This window comes from Kitasatospora sp. NPDC058048 (assembly GCF_042885555.1).
GTDB classification, from domain to species: Bacteria; Actinomycetota; Actinomycetes; order Streptomycetales; family Streptomycetaceae; genus Kitasatospora; species Kitasatospora lactacystinica.
Map to the genome: position 1 here is coordinate 136,467 of NZ_JBHVRT010000008.1, position 17,997 is coordinate 154,463.

The 17,997-nt window shown below is 74.0% G+C and carries 17 protein-coding genes; 12 read left to right on the forward strand and 5 right to left on the reverse strand.

Annotated features, from left to right (window positions below; genetic code table 11):
- Positions 1-28 precede the first annotated feature (28 nt).
- Entirely contained in the window at positions 29-1,690 is a 1,662-nt protein-coding gene (locus ACFVVA_RS11085; protein WP_387688071.1) for an APC family permease, read from the forward strand.
- Positions 1,691-1,750: 60 nt separating this feature from the next.
- Here the strand turns inward: ACFVVA_RS11085 and ACFVVA_RS11090 are convergent, their stop codons facing one another.
- Positions 1,751-3,376, reverse strand: coding sequence for an FAD-dependent oxidoreductase (locus ACFVVA_RS11090; protein WP_387688073.1), 1,626 nt, complete (start codon positions 3,374-3,376; stop codon positions 1,751-1,753).
- A gap of 303 nt (positions 3,377-3,679) precedes the next feature.
- Between ACFVVA_RS11090 and ACFVVA_RS11095 the strand changes: the two genes are divergently transcribed.
- From ACFVVA_RS11095 to ACFVVA_RS11135, 9 genes are all read left to right on the forward strand, one after another.
- A complete protein-coding gene (locus tag ACFVVA_RS11095; protein WP_387688075.1) occupies positions 3,680-4,855 on the forward strand; it encodes a SchA/CurD-like domain-containing protein in 1,176 nt (391 codons plus the stop codon).
- 27 nt (positions 4,856-4,882) lie between these two features.
- Positions 4,883-5,308: a cupin domain-containing protein gene (locus ACFVVA_RS11100; protein ID WP_359912324.1), complete on the forward strand. Its 426-nt coding sequence runs from the start codon at positions 4,883-4,885 to the stop codon at positions 5,306-5,308.
- Positions 5,305-6,561, forward strand: coding sequence for a beta-ketoacyl-[acyl-carrier-protein] synthase family protein (locus ACFVVA_RS11105; protein ID WP_387688077.1), 1,257 nt, complete (start codon positions 5,305-5,307; stop codon positions 6,559-6,561). Before ACFVVA_RS11100 ends, ACFVVA_RS11105 begins: the two co-directional genes overlap by 4 nt.
- A 5-nt stretch (positions 6,562-6,566) precedes the next feature.
- Positions 6,567-7,805 carry a beta-ketoacyl synthase N-terminal-like domain-containing protein gene (locus tag ACFVVA_RS11110; RefSeq protein ID WP_387688079.1) on the forward strand — a complete coding sequence of 413 codons (1,239 nt, stop codon included), beginning with the start codon at positions 6,567-6,569 and terminating at the stop codon, positions 7,803-7,805.
- Positions 7,806-7,834: 29 nt separating this feature from the next.
- On the forward strand, positions 7,835-8,095 hold the full coding sequence (locus ACFVVA_RS11115; RefSeq protein ID WP_359912333.1) for an acyl carrier protein: 261 nt from the start codon (positions 7,835-7,837) through the stop codon (positions 8,093-8,095).
- 1 nt (position 8,096) lies between these two features.
- Positions 8,097-8,552, forward strand: coding sequence for an SRPBCC family protein (locus ACFVVA_RS11120; RefSeq protein WP_387688081.1), 456 nt, complete (start codon positions 8,097-8,099; stop codon positions 8,550-8,552).
- Positions 8,549-8,878, forward strand: coding sequence for a TcmI family type II polyketide cyclase (locus tag ACFVVA_RS11125; protein ID WP_359912339.1), 330 nt, complete (start codon positions 8,549-8,551; stop codon positions 8,876-8,878). The genes ACFVVA_RS11120 and ACFVVA_RS11125 overlap by 4 nt, the downstream gene beginning before the upstream one ends.
- A 328-nt stretch (positions 8,879-9,206) precedes the next feature.
- Positions 9,207-9,698: a hypothetical protein gene (locus tag ACFVVA_RS11130; RefSeq protein ID WP_387688083.1), complete on the forward strand. Its 492-nt coding sequence runs from the start codon at positions 9,207-9,209 to the stop codon at positions 9,696-9,698.
- Between the two features lie 102 nt (positions 9,699-9,800).
- Positions 9,801-10,469 (forward strand): class F sortase, encoded by a 669-nt coding sequence (locus ACFVVA_RS11135; protein ID WP_387688085.1) that lies wholly within the window; start codon positions 9,801-9,803, stop codon positions 10,467-10,469.
- Between the two features lie 114 nt (positions 10,470-10,583).
- On the opposite strand, the gene ACFVVA_RS11140 is transcribed toward ACFVVA_RS11135, so the two are convergent.
- The 3 genes from ACFVVA_RS11140 to ACFVVA_RS11150 form a co-directional block, all read right to left on the reverse strand.
- Positions 10,584-11,618, reverse strand: a complete 1,035-nt coding sequence (locus ACFVVA_RS11140) for a methyltransferase (protein WP_387688087.1) — start codon at positions 11,616-11,618, stop codon at positions 10,584-10,586.
- 155 nt (positions 11,619-11,773) lie between these two features.
- Entirely contained in the window at positions 11,774-12,856 is a 1,083-nt protein-coding gene (locus tag ACFVVA_RS11145; protein ID WP_387688089.1) for a nitrous oxide reductase family maturation protein NosD, read from the reverse strand.
- A 347-nt stretch (positions 12,857-13,203) separates the two neighbouring features.
- Positions 13,204-14,568 (reverse strand): cytochrome P450, encoded by a 1,365-nt coding sequence (locus ACFVVA_RS11150; RefSeq protein ID WP_387688091.1) that lies wholly within the window; start codon positions 14,566-14,568, stop codon positions 13,204-13,206.
- A 216-nt stretch (positions 14,569-14,784) separates the two neighbouring features.
- Here ACFVVA_RS11150 and ACFVVA_RS11155 point away from each other — a divergent pair, with 216 nt between their 5' ends.
- Positions 14,785-15,777, forward strand: coding sequence for a deoxyribonuclease IV (locus ACFVVA_RS11155; protein WP_380545737.1), 993 nt, complete (start codon positions 14,785-14,787; stop codon positions 15,775-15,777).
- A 43-nt stretch (positions 15,778-15,820) separates the two neighbouring features.
- On the opposite strand, the gene ACFVVA_RS11160 is transcribed toward ACFVVA_RS11155, so the two are convergent.
- Complete coding sequence (locus ACFVVA_RS11160; protein ID WP_359912359.1) at positions 15,821-16,036, reverse strand: hypothetical protein; 216 nt, start codon at positions 16,034-16,036, stop codon at positions 15,821-15,823.
- A gap of 440 nt (positions 16,037-16,476) precedes the next feature.
- On the opposite strand from ACFVVA_RS11160, the gene ACFVVA_RS11165 reads away from it, so the two are divergent.
- Positions 16,477-17,877 carry an amino acid permease gene (locus ACFVVA_RS11165; protein WP_387688094.1) on the forward strand — a complete coding sequence of 467 codons (1,401 nt, stop codon included), beginning with the start codon at positions 16,477-16,479 and terminating at the stop codon, positions 17,875-17,877.
- The last annotated feature ends 120 nt before the right edge of the window (positions 17,878-17,997 follow it).

Here is a 17,997-nt window from a genome sequence, read left to right on the forward strand (position 1 = left end):
GGAGCCCCCACCCACAGAGAGATCGTTCATGGCTTCCCTCAACCAGATCTCGCCGCCCGACCAGGGCACCGACTCCTCCTCCAGGACTCCCCACCGCTCACTGCGCCGCCACGTCGGGCTCATCGGCCTCATGTGGGCCTCGGTCGGCTCGATCATCGGCTCCGGCTGGCTGTTCGGCGCGAAGGAGGGCGTGATGGCGGCCGGTCCGGCCGCCGTCCTGTCCTGGGGCATCGGCACGGTCGCGATCGTGCTGCTCGCGCTCGTGCACGCCGAGCTCGGCAGCATGTTCCCGGTCTCGGGCGGCACCGCGCGGTACCCGCACTACGCCTTCGGCGGCCTGGCCGGCATGTCCTTCGGCTGGTTCTCCTGGCTGCAGGCGGCCACCGTCGCGCCGATCGAGGTCGAGGCGATGATCGGCTACGCCCGGCACTGGTCCTGGGCGGGCGGCCTGCTCAACGACAACAACACCCTCACGGCCAGCGGCTTCGCCGTCTCCACCGTGCTCATGGCGGTGTTCGTCGCGGTGAACTTCCTCGGGGTGCGCGTCCTGGCCCGCACCAACAACATCGCCACCTGGCTGAAGATCTTCGTCCCGCTGCTCACCATCTTCGTGCTGGCCGCGACCAACTTCCACGGCTCCAACTTCACCTCGCACGGCTTCGCGCCGTTCGGCGCCCAGGGCGTGCTGGCGGCGATCAGCACCAGCGGCATCATCTTCGCCCTGCTCGGCTTCGAGCAGGCCATCCAGCTCGCCGGTGAGAGCCGCAACCCCAAGCGCGACATCCCCCGCGCCGTGCTCGGCTCGGTCGCCATCGGCAGCCTGATCTACACCCTGCTCCAGGTCGTCTTCATCGGCGCGCTGCCCGTCAGCGCCTTCGCCAACGGCTGGGACAAGCTCGACTTCCCCGGCATCGACGGCCCCTTCGCGGGCCTCGCCACCGTGGTCGGCCTCGGCTGGCTGGCGTGGGTGCTCTACATGGACGCCGTGATCTCCCCCGGCGGCAGCGGCCTGATCTACACCACCTCGACCTCGCGCATCTCCTACGGCCTGAGCCGCAACGGCTACGCCCCGCAGAGGTTCGAGGAGCTCGACAAGAACGGCGTGCCGTGGTTCGGCCTGGTCATCGCCTTCGTCACCGGCGTGATCTGCTTCCTGCCGTTCCCGAGCTGGCAGGAGCTGGTCGGCTTCATCACCTCCGCCAGCGTGCTGATGTACGCCGGCGCCCCGCTGGCCTTCGGCGCGATGCGCCGCCGCCTGCCCGGGCACGAGCGCCCCTACCGGCTGCCGGCGGGCGAGCTGATCTCCCCGGCCGCGTTCGTGGTCTCCAGTCTGATCATCTACTGGTCCGGCTGGCACACCCTCTCGCGCCTCGGCATCGCGATCGTGCTCGGCTACGTCCTGCTCGGCAGCTACGCCGCGTACGCGATCAAGAAGGGTCTGCCGAACGCGCCCCGGCTGAGCTGGAAGTCCGCCCAGTGGCTGCCGCCCTACCTGGTGGGCCTCGGCCTGATCTCCTGGCAGGGCAGCTTCGGGGACGGCACCGGCAACATCCCGATGTGGGCCGACATGGCCCTGGTGTCGGTGTTCTCGCTGGTCATCTACTACTGGGCGATCCGGGTGGCGCTGCCGACCGAGGCGATCGAGCAGGAGATCGCCGACGTCGAGGTGGTCGACGAGGGCGGCCACTGACCGCCGACGACCGTCAGGAAGGGCCCGCCGGCCGTGCGACCGGCGGGCCCTTCCGCGTCCTCAGAGGCTCAGCACCGTCCGCAGTGCCGTGACGAGCTCAGCCTCCGCGTCCTGCGCCGGGCCGGGCGAGCGCCAGGCGACGAAGCCGTCCGGGCGGACCAGCACCGCCCCCTGCGGGCCGATGCCGTGCAGCGCGGCGAAGTCCGCGCCCGGCTCCGGCGCCAGATCGTCCTCGGCGCCGTCGCCGATCCGGAAGCCGTCCAGCGGGACGGCCAGCCGGTCGGCCGCCCGCCTGCCGCCCGCCTGCCAGGCCCCGCCCTCGGGGCCGGTGAGCAGCACCATCGCCTGCTCGTACAGGTCCAGCGTGGAGAGCTTCACGCCCGCGCGCCGCAGCCACTGGTGCGGGGCCCGGCTGCCCGGTTCGCCCGCCGACTCGAACTGCTCGGGGACCACCGGCCCGGCCCGGTCCGCGCCGATCACCGCGCCCACCGGGTAGCGGTAGCCGAGCGCCACCGCCAGCACCCCGGCCTGCCGGCCCACGCCCGGCGCCACCGCGTAGCCCGGGTGGCTGTGCTCGGCGGACCGGGCCGAGGCCCGCTCGCCGGTCACCCGGGCCACCGGGAGGCGCTCCTGCCCGTACGTCTCCAGCAGCCGCGGCCCGGCCCAGCCGCACAGCACGGCGGCGACCTTCCAGGCCAGGTTGTGGGCGTCCTGGATGCCGGTGTTGGAACCGAACGCCCCGGTCGGGGACATCTCGTGGGCGGAGTCCCCGGCGAGGAAGACCCGCCCGGCGCCGTACAGCTCGGCCACCCGCTCGGCGGCGTGCCAAGGAGCCCGGCCGGTGACCTCGACGTCCAGCTCCGGCAGGCCGACGGCGGTGCGGATGTGCCGCTCGCAGCGCTCGTCGGTGAAGGCCTCCAGCGGCTCGCCGTCCTCCGGGTGCCAGGGCGCGTGGAACACCCACTCCTCCTGGTTGTCCACCGGCAGCAGCGCGCCGTCCGCCTCCGGGTTGGTCAGGTAGCAGGCGATGAAGTGCCGGTCGCCGACCACCTCGGCCAGCCGCTTGGCCCGGAAGGTGATGCTGACGTTGTGGAACAGCTCGCCCTTGCCGGACCGGCCGATCCCCAGGCTCTCCCGGACCGGGCTGCGCGGGCCGTCCGCGGCGATCAGGAAGTCCGAGCGCACCACCCGCTCCTCGCCGCTCTCCCGGCTGCGCAGCACCGAGGTGACGCCGTCCGCGTCCTGCTCGAAGGAGATCAGCTCGGTGCTGAACCGCAGGGCGCCGCCCAGCTCGCGGGCCGCCCGCCGCAGCACCGGCTCCAGGTCGTTCTGGCTGCACAGGCACCAGGAGCTGGGGCTGAACCGGGCCAGCCGGCCGCCCGGGTCGATCTCCCGGAACAGCCACTCCTGCTCGGCGCCGGTCAGCGAGGGCGCCTGGAGGATGCCGTGGTTGGGGGCCAGGATCGAGGCCGCCTCGCGGATCGCCGGCTCGATCCCGGCCACCCGGAACAGCTCCATGGTCCGCACGTTGTTGCCGCGTCCCCGCGGGTGGTGCGAGGTGTCGGCGTGCTTCTCGACCAGCAGGTGCCGGACCCCGAGCCGGCCGAGGAAGAGTGAGGCCGACAGCCCGACCAGCGAGCCGCCCACGATCAGGACCGGCACCCGGTCGTCAACCTTCGGATTCATCGATTGCTCCGCCCTGTCAGGGGATTCCGCGGCCCGGCCACCGGGCTCGGCGCCGCCCTCGGCGGGCCCGCTCAGCCGGGGCCCCGCTCTTCCATCCCCCGCCGGAGGCGGCCCGTGCCGCCCCTTCGCCCGGATGGCCCGCAAATCTCGCGCCGCGCCCGGTGCGCCGCCCACGATCGACCTCAGGCCTGGCGCCGACTCGCCCGGCCGAACCGCCGTCGCACCGCCCTCCCAGGCCGGGGAGCACCCGCCGGGCACGGCCGACACGGCCCGCAGCGTGCGGCCCAGAGCAGAAAGTGGATCATGACAACTCTGTCCGAACCCCAGCCGAAGCAGCAGGACGAGGCCGACACCCGGCTGCGAGTGGTGCTGATGCTGGAGATCCAGGACGGCGCCCAGCAGCGCTTCCTCGACGTGTACGAGCAGTTGCGCCACCAGGTGGCCTCGGTCCCCGGCCACGTCAGCGACCAGCTGTGCCAGTCGATCAACGACCCGCGCCAGTGGCTGATCACCAGCGAGTGGAAGGACCAGGAGACCTTCCTGGAGTGGGTGGACAGCCCGGCCCACCGGGAGATGGTCAAGCCGATGCACGGCTGCGTCAGCGACAACTTCCGCTCGCTGCGCTACGCCGTGCTGCGCGAGACCTCCGCCGCCGGCTCCACCGGCACCCGGGCACCGATGGAGGTGCCGCCCGGGCTGCCGCGCACCACCCCGGCCGGGCACGTCGGCCCGCCCAAGGCCCCTCCGGGCCCGGACGGCGTGGTCCGCCACGCGCTGACCTTCACCGTCAAGCCCGGCAGCGAGCCCGAGGTGGCCCGCATCCTCTCCGGCTACGCCTCCCCCCGGGCCGAGGTCGACGAGCACACCCGGCTGCGCCGCACCTCGCTGTTCATGCTCGGCAACCGGGTGGTCCGCGCCGTCGAGGTGGTCGGCAACCTCGGCGACGCGCTGCGCCACGTGGCGATGCAGCCCGAGGTGCGGGCCGTCGAGGAAGCGCTGAACCCGCACCTGGAGGAGGCCCGGCAGCTGGGCGACCCGCAGGCCGCCCGGGCGTTCTTCGCCAGGGCCGCGCTGCCCGCCCGGCACCAGGCGATCGCCAGCTCCCCCGCCTCCGCCCGGCTGCACCGGCACGCCGTGCTCTACCCGGTCCGTCCGGGCAGCGGACAGGACGTGGCCGAGTTGCTGGCCGAGCACGACAACCTGGCCACCGCCGACCCGACCGGGCCGGTCGCGGCCGCCACCGTCTTCCACCGCGAGGACGTGGTGGTGCGCCTGGTCGACCTGCGGGTGCCGGCCGAGGCCGACCCGGCCGCCGCCCTCGGCGTGGCCGACGACCGGCAGGCCGCCGTGCTCGCCGGACTGCTGGACCTCGGACCGCAGGGCGACCTGCGCACCGCCACCGGGCTCGGCGCCTTCCTCGCCGCCCGCGCCATGAACCCGGTCACCGACCGCAGTTCCGCCGACCCGATCAACAACTGACGCTCCGTCACCTCACGGGAGAACTCCATGACCACCCAGTCCCCACGGATCGTCAGCGTCCACGACGCGCCGGAGAACCGCCGCCACGGCGCCGAGCTGCGCACCATGCTCACCCCGACCAGCTGCGGCGCGACCAGCGGCTTCATGGGCCTGGCGATCGTCAAGCCCGGCGAGCGGATCCGCGAGCACTACCACCCGTACTCCGAGGAGTTCGTGTTCGTCGTCTGCGGCGACCTGGAGGTGGACCTGGACGGCGAGCCCCATCCGCTCAAGCCGGACCACGGCCTGATGATCCCGATCAACATGCGCCACCGCTTCCGCAACGTCGGCGACACCGAGGCCCGGATGGTCTTCCACCTCGGCCCGCTCGCCCCCCGCCCCGACCTCGGCCACGTGAGCACCGAGGGGACCGCGGCATCCGGACCGCCGGAACACGCCAAGGTGGGCTCGTGACCCGGCGCGTCGCCGTCACCGGGATCGGAGTGGTCGCTCCCGGCGGGGTCGGCGTCCCGGCGTTCTGGGACCTGCTGACGGCCGGCCGCACCGCGACCCGGGGCATCACGCTCTTCGACCCCACCGGGTTCCGCTCCCGGATCGCCGCCGAGGTCGACTTCGACCCGGCGGCCCACGGACTGGGCCCGGCGGACGTCCAACGGGCCGACCGCTACGTGCAGTTCGCGATGGTCGCGGCCGACGAGGCGCTCGCCGACGCCGGCCTGGACCTGGCCGCCGAGGATCCGTGGCGGATCGCCGTCTCGCTCGGCACCGCCGTCGGCGGCACCACCCGGCTGGAGCACGACTACGCCCTGGTGAGCGCGGCCGGAGCCCGCTGGGACGTGGACCCCGGGCAGGCCGAGCCACAGCTGCACCGGGCGTTCGCGCCCAGCACCCTGGCCTCCGCGGTGGCCGAGCGGACCGGCGCGCACGGCCCGGTGCAGACCGTCTCCACCGGCTGCACCTCCGGCCTGGACGCGATCGGCTACGGCTTCCAGGCGGTCGAGGAGGGGCGCGCCGACATCTGCGTCGCCGGCGCCTCCGACTCCCCGATCTCGCCGATCACCGTCGCCTGCTTCGACGCCATCAAGGCCACCAGCGAGCGCAACGACGACCCGCAGCACGCCTCCCGCCCCTTCGACGCCGGCCGGGACGGCTTCGTGCTCGGCGAGGGCGGCGCCGTCCTGATCCTGGAGGAGCTGGAGCACGCCCGCCGCCGCGGCGCCCGGATCTACGGCGAGATCGGCGGCTTCGCCACCTTCGGCAACGCCTACCACATGACCGGCCTCACCAAGGAGGGGCTGGAGATGTCCCGGGCGATCGACCACGCGCTCGTCCACGCCCGGGTGGACCGCACCGAAGTGGACTACGTCAACGCGCACGGCTCGGGCACCAAGCAGAACGACCGGCACGAGACCGCCGCGGTCAAGCGCTCGCTGGGCGCGCACGCCTTCAGGACGCCGATGAGCTCGATCAAGTCGATGGTCGGGCACTCGCTCGGCGCGATCGGCGCCATCGAGGTCGTCGCCTGCACCCTGGCGCTCGCCCACGGCGTCGTGCCGCCGACCGCCAACTACGAGACGCCGGACCCGGAGTGCGACCTCGACTACGTGCCGCGCACCGCGCGCGAGCTGCCGCTGAGCCACATCCTCTCGGTCGGCAGCGGATTCGGCGGATTCCAGTCCGCCGTCGTGCTCAACAGAACGGGGTGAGTTCCATGACGTCACGTCAGCAGGGCCGCCGGGCGGTGGTCACCGGCCTCGGCGTGGTGGCACCGAACGGGGTCGGGGCCGACGCCTTCTGGAAGGCCACCAGGCAGGGCGTGAGCGTCCTCGACCGGATATCCCGCGAGGGCTGCACCGGGCTTCCGCTCCGGATCGCGGGCCAGGTGAACGGGTTCGATCCGCAGTCGGCGATCGACAACCGCTTCCTGGTGCAGACCGACCGGTTCACGCACTACGCGATGGCCGCCGCCGACCTCGCGGTGGCGGACGCCGGGTTCCGGCCCGACCCGGAACAGCCCTTCGCGATCGGCGTGGTGACCGCGGCCGGCTCCGGCGGCGGCGAGTTCGGCCAGCGCGAACTCCAGCAACTCTGGGGCCAGGGGCCGAAGTTCGTCGGCCCGTACCAGTCCATCGCCTGGTTCTACGCGGCCAGCACCGGCCAGATCTCGATCCGCGGCGGCTACAAGGGCCCCTGCGGAGTGGTCGCCAGCGACGAGGCCGGCGGGCTGGACGCCCTCGCACACGCCGTCCGGGCGATCGAGCGCGGCACCGACGCGGTGGTGGCCGGCGCCGCCGAGGCCCCGCTGGCGCCGTACTCGATGGTCTGCCAGCTCGGCTACCCCGAACTCAGCCTGGCCGAGCAGGCCGAGCAGGCGTACCTGCCGTTCACCGCGCAGGCCTGCGGCTTCGCCCCCGCCGAGGGCGGCGCGATGCTGCTGCTGGAGGACGAGCAGGCGGCCCGCCTGCGCGGCGCCCGGGTCCGGGCGCTGCTGGCCGGGCACGGCGCCACCTTCACCGGCGCCTCCCGCTGGGCGGAGTCCCGGGAGGGGCTGGCGGCCGCCATCCGGATCGCACTGGACGAGGCCCGCATCGCGCCCGAGGAGATCGACGTGGTCTTCGCGGACGCCCTGGGGGTGCCGGCCGCCGACCGGGCGGAGGCCCTGGCGCTGGCCGACGCCCTCGGCCCGGCCGCCGAGCGCGTCCCGGTCACCGCTCCCAAGACCGGTACGGGGCGGGCCTATTGCGGCGCCCCGCTGCTCGACGTGACCGCCGCCGTGCTGGCCATGGAGGACGGCGTACTGCCGCCCACCCCCAACGTCACCGAGGTCTGCCACGACCTCGCCCTGGTGACCGGCCGCGCCCGACCGGCCGAGCTGAACACCGCCCTGGTGCTCAGCCGCGGGCTGATGGGCTCCAACTCCGCACTGGTCGTCCGGCGCGTGCGGCCCTGAACCACCCACACCTTCGAAGGGACACCCCTGTGAGCAACACCCTCAGTTATCCGGAACTCGCCGAGCTGCTCAAGGCCCGGGCGGGCGTCGCCGTCGACCCGGGCGACCTGGCGCGGCCGGGCGCGGAGTTCGACACCTTCGGCGTCGACTCGCTCGGCCTGCTCGGCGTGGTCGGCGAGCTGGAGAACCGGCACGGCCTCAAGGTCACCTCGGGCGCCGAATCGGCCAAGACCCCGGCCGAGTTCCTGGAGCTGATCAACTCCTCCCTCGCCACGAAGGCTGGTGCCTGAGATGCCCGGACACACCGACAACGAGATCGTCATCGCCGCTCCGCTCGACCTGGTCTGGGAGATGACCAACGACCTGGAGAACTGGCCGCAGCTGTTCAGCGAGTACGCCTCGGTGGAGGTGCTGGACCGGCAGGGCAGCCTCGTCCGGTTCCGGCTCACCATGCACCCCGACGAGAACGGCCAAGTGTGGAGCTGGGTCTCCGAGCGGGAGACCGACCGGGAGGCGCTCTCGGTGCGCGCCCGCCGGGTCGAACCCGGCCCGTTCGAGTTCATGGAGATCCGCTGGGAGTACGCCGAGGTGCCGGCCGGCACCAGGATGCGCTGGATCCAGGACTTCGCGATGAAGCCGACCGCCCCGGTCGACGACGCCGGCATGACCGGCCACATCAACCGGAACTCGAAGATCCAGATGCAGCTGATCCGGGAGAAGGTCGAGAAGCGGGCGGCGGAGCTGTGACCGGCGTCCACCGGGCGCTGATCGTCGCCCGGATGAAGCCCGAGGCCGCACCGGACATCGCCGAGGTGTTCGCCGAGTCCGACCAGGGCGAGCTGCCGCACCTGATCGGTGTCACCGGCCGCAGCCTCTTCCAGTTCGGCGACGTCTACCTGCACCTGATCGAGGCCGACCGCCCGCCGGGCCCGGCCGTCGCCAAGGTCGTCGGGCACCCGGACTTCCGGACCGTCAGCGACCGCCTGACCGCCTACGTGCAGGCGTACGACCCGGCCACCTGGCGGGAGCCGAAGGACGCGATGGCGCGGGAGTTCTACCGCTGGGACCGCTGACCCGGCGCCTCCCCGATGGGCCCGCCCCCGGCCGTGTGCCGGGGGCGGGCCCACGCGTGCCCGGCCGCAGCGCCCCGGATCGGACCGGCCAGGATCGGATCCGGCCGCCCCGGGTGCACCCGCCCGGATTCACCCGGATCGCCCGGCCGTACGGGTGAACACTCCCGGGACTCCACCCGAAGAGCGCACGCTGCGTACCGGCGCTGCCACACTCCGGTGGCAGTCGGCCGCACGGTGGATGACCGTGGATCAGGCGCATCCCCCGCGAGTCCCCTTGTCCGGCACCGTGTCGGCGGTCGCGGTCCTGCGCGCCGGAAGGATCATCCTCATGCGTTCTGCACGCACACTGCTCGCCGGGGCGGCCGTCGCCGCCATGATCACCGTCGGTACCCCCATGGCATTCGCCGACGGTGCCGCCGACCAGGGCAAGAACCTGACCTGGCAGGAGAAGCAGGACAAGTCCGAGAAGACCTCCGACAACTCCAAGGCCACCGACGACAGGAAGGGCGGTGCCGCCTCCGAGGAGCACAAGGGCGCCGACGAGCGCCAGGGCTCCGACGAGCACAAGGGCACCGACGAACACAAGGGCTCCGACGAGCACAAGGGCTCCGAGGAACACAAGGGCTCCGACGAGCACAAGGGCTCCGAAGCCAAGGACGAGGACCACAAGACCCCGCACGGCGGCGTGCACACCGGCGGCGGCGGCCTCGCGCTGTCCGGCAGCGGGCTCGCCTCCGGCGCGGTGCTGCTGCTCGGCGGCCTCGGGGCGGGCGCGTACGCCCTGCGCCGCGGCCGCCGTACCACCGGCGCGGTCGCCTGACGCCGGGCACCCTGCTTCCGCCGCCTCCGGACGCCTCCCCGCACGGGGCGGGCGCACCGGGGGCGGCGGGCCGTCGTGGAACAGGTCGAGCGGAGGACAGGAATGACGGGCGGTCCCGCCTCTGGAACACCCCGGCTGCTGCGCGCGGGGATGGGCGCGGCAGCGGTCGGGCTGCTGCTGATCTACAACTCGGTGGACCCCGGCACGGAGGACGGCCGGCCCGCTCCCCCGGCGGCCGCCGCACCGGCCGTCCCCGGTCCCGCGGGCGCCGCGGACGCGGACGCGGCGCCGCAGACGCCGGCGCTCAAACGCGCCAAGCCGACCCGGCTGCGGATCCCGCAGATCGCCGTGGACGCGCCGTTCACCGAACTGGCCGTCAACCCGGCCGGCCAGCTCGACGCGCCGCCGCCGGACGACAAGAACCTGGTGGGCTGGTACCGGGACGGCGTCACCCCGGGGGAGCGCGGCAGCGCGGTCCTGGCCGGGCACGTGGACACCGCCAAGGGCCCGGCGGTGTTCCTGCTGCTGAGCTTCCTGCTGCCGGGCAACAAGGTCGAGGTGAGCCGCGCGGACGGGACGGTCGCGGTGTTCTCGGTCGACTCGGTGGAGACCTTCGCCAAGAACGCCTTCCCCGACGCCAAGGTGTACGGCAGGACCCCGGACGCCCAGCTCCGGCTGATCACCTGCGGCGGCACCTACGACAAGAAGCGGCGGGACTACCTCGACAACGTCGTGGTCTTCGCCCACCTGGAGTCCTCGCACCCGGGCTGACCCGCCCCGATCCGGCCCGATCCGGCCCGGGCACGCGCGACCGCCGGCCCCCGAGCGATGGGGGCCGGCGGTCGCGTGTACCGGCGTACCGGCGTACCGGCGTACGGCGGCGGCTCAGCCGGTCACGAGGGCCTCGAAGGCGTGCAGGTAGGGGTTGACCGGGCGGACCGCGGTGACCGTCAGCCCGGCCTCCGCCATCAGCCCGACCATGCTCTCCTCGGAGTGCTTGGCACCGCCCACGTTGAGCATCAGCATCAGGTCCATCGCGGTGGTGAACCGCATCGAGGGGCTGTTGTCGACCAGGTTCTCCACCACCACGACGCGGGCGCCGGAGCCGGCCGCCTTGACCACGTTGGCGAGGGTGCGGCGGGTGCTGTCGTCGTCCCACTCCAGGATGTTCTTGATGATGTAGAGGTCGGCGCGGACCGGGATCTCCACCCGGCAGTCGCCCGGCACCAGGCGGGCCCGGGCGGAGAAGGCGCCGCCGTCCTGGAGCCGCGGGTCGGCGCCGGCCACCACCTTGGGCAGGTCCAGCAGGGTGCCGTGCAGCGCCGGGTGCTTCTCCAGCAGGCTGGCCAGCACGTGTCCCTGGCCGCCGCCGATGTCCGCCACCGAGTCGATGCCGGTGAGGTCCAGGTACTCGGCGAAGTCCTCGGCGGACTGCCGGCTGGAGGTGGTCATCGCCTTGTCGAAGACCTTCGCCGAGTCGCCCGCGTCGCTGTGCAGGTAGTCGAAGAACTCCTTGCCGAACAGCTCGGGGAAGACGTTGCGGCCGGAGCGCACGGCCTCGTCCAGCTTCGGCCAGGCCTCCCAGGTCCAGGGCTCGGTGCACCAGAGGGAGATGTAGCGCAGCGAGTTGGGGGCGTCCTCGCGCAGCAGCCGGGACATCTCGGTGTGCTCGAAGCGGTCGTCGCCGCTCGCCTCGAAGATGCCGTAGCAGGCGAGCGCGCGCAGCAGGCGGCGCAGCTGGCGGGGCTCGGTGTCGAGTGCGACGGCGAGGTCGGTGACGGTGGTCGGGGTGTCGCCGAGCACGTCGGCGACACCGAGCCGGGCGGCCGCGCGGACGGCGGCGGCGCAGGCGGCGCCGAAGACGAGTTCGCGCAGGCGCATCGCGGCCTGGTGGCTGGTATGGGCGGGTGCGGTGGTCATGGCGGGTTCCTCGGGTCCTTGGGGGTTCCTGGGGCGGCGGGCGGCGAGGGGCGACGGGCCGGCGGCGGGCGGCGGTCGGCCGCGGGCCGGCGGCGGGGGTGGGAGTGGGAGTGGGGAGCGACGGGCCGCCGGCCTGGGTGAGGGGGCGCCGGGGCTCAGCAGCGGCCGGCCGGCTCGGAGCGCTCGCAGGTGTTGCGGGCGAAGGTGTTGTCGGCGCCGGCGTCGCGGTCGGCGAGGTCGGCCGGACCGTTGCCGCTCAGTTCGTTGTCGGTGATCACGGCGCGGGCGTTGGAGACGCCGACGACGCTCCGGAAGAGGACGATGCCGCCGGAGAAGTCGGAGGTGCCCGTGTTGTCGCGGACCTCGTTCTCCGTCACCCGGGTGTCCTCGGTGCCGGTGAGCACGATGCCGGCGCCCTGGATGGCGCCCAGGCGCGGGTTGGCCGGGCAGAACTTGTTGTTGCCGACGACGGTGTTGCGCCGGACGTCGAGGTTCCCGGCGCGGGGCACGCCCTCGTCGCCGACCACGAAGACGCCGGCGCAGTTGCCGCTGATCCCGTTGTCCTGGACGGCCAGTCCGCGCAACCGGCGGACGGTGACGCCCACCCGGTTGCCGGTCAGCTCGTTGCGCTCGACGACGGTGCCGCCGGTGTCGGGCGAGCCGCCCTCGCGGTAGGCGTAGTTGGCGAGGAAGACGCCGGACTGGCCGTTGTCGGTCGAGCGGTTGCCGCGGATGACGGCCCGGGTGGACATCTCCTGGCTGATGCCCTGCTGGGCGTTGTCGTGGACGTAGGTGCCGCTGACGGTCAGACCGGTGGTGCCGCTGGCGTCGATGCCGTTCTTGCGGAAGCCGGTGACGGCGAGGCCGTGGACGGTGACGTCGGACAGCGGGTGCTCCTCGGTGCCGACCACGCAGATGCCGTGGCCGGCGGCGGCGCAGGCGTTCTCGGTGCCGTCCCCCGGGACGATCACGCTGTCCCGGCCGGCGCCGCGCAGGGTGATGCCGGGGGTGGTGATGCGGACGCTGCCCCGGTAGGTGCCGGGGAACAGCTGGACGGTGTCACCGGGCCGGGCGGCGTCGACCGCCCGCTGAATCGATTCTCCTGGCCGGACGAGGTGCAGCGGGAGGCCGCCGTCGGCGCGGGCCGCGGGGGCGGCGGCCAGGGCGGCGAGGACGGTGGTCAGGGCGGTGGCGGCGGCGGTGGCCGCGGCGAGGTGGTGGACCCGTCGCGTGGACATGAGTGGTGACCTGTTTCTTTCGGCGCGCGCGGTGTTTCGTGCGGGTGTCGTGGTCCCCCGCACGGGCCGGCGGTGTGGGCTGACGCGCTGTGCGCGGGCGGTGACGGCCGGTGGGTGCGGCCGTGTCGACGGTACGGGCGGCCGGATGGGCCCGCCACCAGGGCTGGGCTGCGGGACTGACGGGGCGTCGACCGGACGTGGGACGGCCCGGCGTGGCGCGGGGTGGTGGGGGCGGGCGTGCCGTGCGGCGGGTGGGCGGCTGCGGCAGTCGTGGCGACGCGCCCGGCCACGGGGGCGGTCGGGCGCGTCGGCAGTGGGCGCTTCGGCAGTGGGCGCTTCGGCCCGGGTCAGCCCGTGGCCGGGGCCTGCGGCCCGAGGCGGACGGGCAGCGCGGCGAGGTGCCAGGCGGCCGGGTTCGGTCCGCGCTCGACGGCCTCCGGGCCGACCGCGAGAGCCAGCTGCGGGTACGTCCGCAGCAGCGTGTCGAAGGCGACGACGGCCTCCTGGTGCGCCAGCACCGAGCCCAGGCACCGGTGGGTGCCGTGGCCGAATCCCAGGTGCGCCTCGTGCTGCCCCGCGCGGTCCGGCGCGCTCGCCCGGCGGACGTCCAGGCGCTCCGGCTCGGCGTAGGCCCGCGGGTCGTGGTTGGCCCCGGCGAGGATCGGCATCACCGCCTCGCCCTTGCGGATCGGGGTGCCGGCCAGGGTGAGGTCCTCCGTCGCGTAGCGCGGCACCCCGCCGATGGTCGGGCCGCACCAGCGCATCAGCTCGTCGACGGCGGCGGGCAGCAGGCCCGGGTCGGACCGGACCAGTGCCAGCTGTTCGGGGTGGGCGAGCAGCGCGGCCGTGCCGTTGCCGATCAGGGTGGCGGTGGTCTCGTGCCCGGCCACGATCAGGTTGAGGATCAGCGAGACGGTCTCCACCGGGGCGAGGGTGTCGCCCTCCGCGGCGGCCAGCCGGGAGAGCAGGTCCTCGGCCGGTTCGGCCCGGCGGCGCCCGACCAGGTCGCGGGCGGCGGTCACCATGGCGCGCAGCGCCTCGTCCAGGCCGGGCCCGGCGCCCCGGCCGAGGTAGGAGCTCCAGCGGCGCCACTGGGGGCGGTCGGTCTCGGGGATCCCGAGCAGCTCGCAGATCACCGTGACGGGCAGCGGGTAGGCGAAGTGCGCCACCAGGTCGACCACGCCGTCCGGGCCGGCGTGCCGGGGCAGTGCCCGGGCGTACTCCTCGGCGAGCCGCTCGATCCGGGGCCGCAGGCGCTCCACCGCACCGGCCGTGAAGGCGGGGTGCACCAGCCCGCGCATCCGGCGGTGCCGGGCGCCGTCCGCGCCGAAGACCCCGGCGCGCAGGTATTTCGCGCACTCCGGCGGCATGCCGCGGGCGCGCCAGACCTGCTCGGTGCGGTGCGCGGGGACGGGGGCGGGGGCGGCGGGCGCGTCCGCCGGGCCGGACGGGTCGTCGGCGGCGGCGGGCTCGTCGGCGGGCTCGTCGGCGACGGGGCCGTTGACGGCGTTCACGTCGTTGACGAAGCGCGGGTCGGACAGCACGGCGCGGACGTCCTGGTAGCGGACGGCGATCCAGAAGGGCTCCACGCCGGGGATGGTGGCGCGGGCGAGCGGGGCGCGCTCGCGCAGGTCGGCGAAGGCGGTGAAGGGGTCGCGGATCAGGTGGTCGGCGCGCAGGTCGACGGTCTCGACCGGTTCGGCGGTGCTCACGGCTGCCTCCTCAGGAGTCGCGAAGTCCATCTGGTCACGGATCGTGACGGAGGCGGGTGGGGTGGTCCCCGGGTTTCGGCCCGGATTCACTCGATCGAGCACAGTGAATCGTTTCTCCGGACCCCGGCCGACCCTCCCGGGCCACCCCGACCCGGTCACCCCGCTCCGCCCGGCCCGCCCGACACCCCGGTCCGGACGCGTGGCATGCTCGGGGCCATGACCACCGTGCACGTACCGCCCGTCGCCGCTCTCCGCAACCCGATCGGTGCCCACGTCCCGGTGGCCGCGCGCGGACTCGCCGGCACCGGCCTGGCGTACGCGGCCCGGGTCGGCGCGGAGACGGTGCAGGTGTTCGTGGCCAACCCGCGCGGCTGGGCCACTCCCCCGGGCAACCCGGCCCAGGACGAGGAGTTCCGCACCGCCTGCGCCGAACAGGGCGTCCCGGCCTGGGTGCACGCGCCGTACCTGATCAACTTCGGCTCGGACAACCCGGCCACCCGCGAACGTTCCGCCGAGTCGCTGCGGCACTCGCTGCGCCGCGGCCACGCCATCGGCGCGCTCGGTGTCGTCCTGCACACCGGCTCGGCGGTCGGCACCGCGCCCGGCGGCGGTTCGCGCCGGGCCGAGGCGATGGCGCAGGTCCGGACGGACGTCCGGCCGCTGCTGGAGGAGCTGGACGGGCTGGGCGACGACGCGCCCTGGCTGCTGCTGGAGCCGACGGCGGGCCAGGGCAGCTCGCTCTGCTCGCGGCTGGAGGAGCTGGCCGCGTACATGGCGGCGCTGGACCATCACCCGAAGGTGGGAGTCTGCCTGGACACCTGCCACGCCTTCGCCGCCGGGCACGACCTGGCGGAGCCGGGCGGGGTGACGGCCGCGCTGGACGCCCTGGCCGCCGCGGCCGGTCCGGGCCGGCTGCGGCTGATCCACGCCAACGACTCCGAGGACGTGGTCGGCGCCCGCAAGGACCGGCACGCCAACATCGGCGCCGGGATGATCGGCGCCGAGCCGTTCCGCGAGCTGTTCGAGCACCCGGAGACAGCCGGGGTGCCCCTGGTGGTGGAGACCCCGGACCGCAAGCACGGCGGGGACGGCACCGGGCACGCGATGGACATCGCGGTGCTGAAGGAACTGCGGGACCGGGCGGCGGTCCGCGGCCCCGGAACCCGTCCGACGGACCTGCGGGAGCCGGCCGCCGCGGGACGGCCGTGAGCCCGGAGGCCGACGGGCGGCCTCCGGGCTCGGGGGGCGGGGATCAGCAGCCGCAGTCGCTCTCGCTGTGCTCGGAGTAGTTGAACCAGGTGGCGTGCGGGCCGACCAGCCCGACGCCCGCGGAGCCGGACTCCAGGTGCTGTCCCTCCGACTGCGTCGGAGCGAAGCCCCCCGCCATGGCCGAGGTCGGGACCGCCACCACGGCACCGGCCACGGCGACGATCACGGCGAGCTTGCGGATCTTCCCACGAAGCGACATCTGATGTCCTTTGGTTCGTCTCTGGTCCTCAACCCGCGCCCCCGACCGGCCTGTTCGGCCGCCCGACGGGCCGGGCGGCGCCCCACCGGGGGCGCCGCGCCAACGTTGGCACACGAACGCGCGGCTTCGGGCGCGCGCCGCAACCGGGCTGAGGCGTTCGGGTGAGGCAACTCCCCCGGCCGGGCGAATCCGGGCGTACGTCGAGGAATACGGGCGTACCCGCGTGAATCCGGTCGAACGGCCGGACGGAGGGGGCCGGACGACTACCCGTCCGGCCGTCCCCCGGCCGCAAGTCTTGCGGCGATGGACCGGGCGAACTAAACAAATCCCGGCGATTTGGTGCAAGGTGCCGCCCGGTCCGAGCATGAACGGTCGCTCCATGACGCTCCACCGAGCGCGAGCGCCAGCAGGAGCAGCACCACGAAAGGCGCACCACCCTCATGCAGACCAGTCCCGCCGCACCCCGGCAGGCGACCCGACCGAGCGGCCCGGAGACCCCGGGACCGGTCGGCTCCCCGCAGGACGGCCCCGCGGCCCGGACCACCGGCCGCCGCTTCGGGCTGCTGACCGCCACCGCCCTGGTGATGGGCAACATCATCGGCGGCGGCATCTTCATGATCCCCGCCGCCGTGGCCCCGTTCGGGACGGTCAGCCTGGCCGCCTTCGGAGTGCTCACCGTGGGCGCGATCGCGCTGGCGCTGGTCTTCGGGCAGCTCGCCCGCCGCAACCCGCGCACCGGCGGGCCGTACGTCTACGCCCGCGAGGCCTTCGGGGACTTCGCCGGCTTCCTGTCCGCGTGGTCGTACTGGATCACCACCTGGGTCAGCAACGCCGCGCTCGCCGTGGCCGCCGTCGGGTACCTGGACGTGCTGCTGCCGCTCCACCACTCCATCCCGCTGGAGATCACCGCCGCGCTGGCCTTCCAGTGGCTGCCGGCCCTGGCCAACCTGGCCGGCACCCGCTACGTCGGGGCCGTCCAACTCGTCTCCACCGTGCTGAAGTTCATTCCGCTGCTGCTGGTCTCGGTGGGCGGCCTGTTCTTCTTCGACCCGAAGAACCTCGGGCCCTTCGACGCCACCGGCCACGGCTGGGCGGGCGGCATGACCGCCGCCGCGGCGATCCTGCTGTTCAGCTACCTGGGCGTGGAGTCGGCCGCGATGAGCGCCGGCAAGGTCCGCGACCCGGAGCGCAACGTCGGCCGGGCCAGTGTGCTCGGCACCATCGGTGCGGCGGTGGTCTACCTGCTCGGCACCATCGCGGTGTTCGGCACCGTGGCGCACCAGCAACTCGTCCACTCCGCCGCGCCGTTCTCGGACGCCGTGGACGCCATGTTCGGCGGCGGCTGGGGCGGCACGGCGATCGCCGTCGCCGCGCTGGTCTCGATGACCGGCGCCCTCAACGGCTGGACCCTGCTCTCCGCCCAGGCCCCGTACGCGGCCGCCAAGGACGGCCTGTTCCCGGCCGCCTTCGGCAAGGAGCGGCGCGGGGTGCCGACCTTCGGCGTGCTGGTCAGCGTGGCACTGGCCTCGGCGCTGACCGTGGTCAACTTCGCCAGCGGCGCGAAGGGCGCCTTCGACATGCTGGTGCTGGTCACCACCTTCACCGCCACCGTGCCGTACCTGCTCTCCACCGCCGCCCAGCTGTACTGGCTGGTGCGCGGGGCGGGCGAGAAGGTCGACCGCGGGCGACTGGTGCGCGACGCCGTCCTCGGCCTCGGCGCCTTCGCCTTCTCGCTCTGGCTGCTCGCCGGGGCCGGCTACGCCGCCGTCTACCAGGGCGTGCTGTTCCTGTTCGCAGGCATCCTGGTCTACGTCTGGATGGCGGGCCGCCGCCGCGACTGAAACCCCCCGGCGGCAGCCGGAAAACCGGACACACCACCCCGAACCCCCTTGACGTACGCCGGACTTGTCCGGTGCACGTCCGATGTGCACGAGGATTTCACTTCCCGGGTCTACCCGCGT

What these genes read in the sequence shown, in the direction of transcription:
- ACFVVA_RS11095 (WP_387688075.1), top strand. Translation starts at nt 3,680, where the DNA reads ATGACAACTCTGTCCGAACCCCAGCCGAAGCAGCAGGACGAGGCCGAC.
- ACFVVA_RS11155 (WP_380545737.1), top strand. Translation starts at nt 14,785, where the DNA reads ATGACCACCGTGCACGTACCGCCCGTCGCCGCTCTCCGCAACCCGATC.
- ACFVVA_RS11085 (WP_387688071.1), top strand. Translation starts at nt 29, where the DNA reads ATGGCTTCCCTCAACCAGATCTCGCCGCCCGACCAGGGCACCGACTCC.
- ACFVVA_RS11160 (WP_359912359.1), bottom strand. Translation starts at nt 16,036, where the DNA reads ATGTCGCTTCGTGGGAAGATCCGCAAGCTCGCCGTGATCGTCGCCGTG.
- ACFVVA_RS11145 (WP_387688089.1), bottom strand. Translation starts at nt 12,856, where the DNA reads ATGTCCACGCGACGGGTCCACCACCTCGCCGCGGCCACCGCCGCCGCC.
- ACFVVA_RS11120 (WP_387688081.1), top strand. Translation starts at nt 8,097, where the DNA reads ATGCCCGGACACACCGACAACGAGATCGTCATCGCCGCTCCGCTCGAC.
- ACFVVA_RS11130 (WP_387688083.1), top strand. Translation starts at nt 9,207, where the DNA reads ATGCGTTCTGCACGCACACTGCTCGCCGGGGCGGCCGTCGCCGCCATG.
- ACFVVA_RS11090 (WP_387688073.1), bottom strand. Translation starts at nt 3,376, where the DNA reads ATGAATCCGAAGGTTGACGACCGGGTGCCGGTCCTGATCGTGGGCGGC.
- ACFVVA_RS11140 (WP_387688087.1), bottom strand. Translation starts at nt 11,618, where the DNA reads ATGACCACCGCACCCGCCCATACCAGCCACCAGGCCGCGATGCGCCTG.
- ACFVVA_RS11165 (WP_387688094.1), top strand. Translation starts at nt 16,477, where the DNA reads ATGCAGACCAGTCCCGCCGCACCCCGGCAGGCGACCCGACCGAGCGGC.
- ACFVVA_RS11110 (WP_387688079.1), top strand. Translation starts at nt 6,567, where the DNA reads ATGACGTCACGTCAGCAGGGCCGCCGGGCGGTGGTCACCGGCCTCGGC.
- ACFVVA_RS11135 (WP_387688085.1), top strand. Translation starts at nt 9,801, where the DNA reads ATGACGGGCGGTCCCGCCTCTGGAACACCCCGGCTGCTGCGCGCGGGG.
- ACFVVA_RS11100 (WP_359912324.1), top strand. Translation starts at nt 4,883, where the DNA reads ATGACCACCCAGTCCCCACGGATCGTCAGCGTCCACGACGCGCCGGAG.